The organism is Nocardia cyriacigeorgica, from assembly GCF_010858045.1.
In the GTDB taxonomy this organism is placed as follows: Bacteria; Actinomycetota; Actinomycetes; order Mycobacteriales; family Mycobacteriaceae; genus Nocardia; species Nocardia cyriacigeorgica_E.
Genome location: NZ_JAAGVC010000135.1, coordinates 1 through 403 on the forward strand (window position 1 = coordinate 1; position 403 = coordinate 403).

At 71.2% G+C, this 403-nt stretch carries 1 pseudogene; it reads left to right on the plus strand.

Annotation, left to right across the window (positions count from 1 at the left end):
- Nucleotides 1–403: pseudogene (locus tag GV790_RS29065) on the plus strand (5-methyltetrahydropteroyltriglutamate--homocysteine S-methyltransferase); the annotation flags it as partial.

Genomic DNA, 403 nt, shown 5'->3' on the forward strand with positions numbered 1-403 from the left:
GTGCTGGTCGCCACGTACTTCGGCACACCCGCCGCCGCACTGGCGGCGCTGGCAGGCACGGACGTCGAGGGCGTCGCGGTCGATCTGACCTCGGGCACCGATGTCGCCGAGGTGGCGGCCGTGCCCGCGCTGGCGAACAAGCTGCTCGTTGCCGGTGTGGTCGACGGGCGCAATGTGTGGCGTACCGATCTGGACGCCGCCCTGACCACTCTCGGCACCCTGCTCGGGTCCGCGGGCTCGCTCGCGGTGTCCACCTCGTGCTCGCTGCTGCATGTCCCGTACTCGTTGGCCGTCGAGACCCGGCTGGACGACGCGCTGCGCTCGTGGCTGGCCTTCGGTGCCGAGAAGGTCGGCGAGGTGCGGCTGCTCGCAACGGGTTTGAGTGCGGGCACGGAGGCGATCA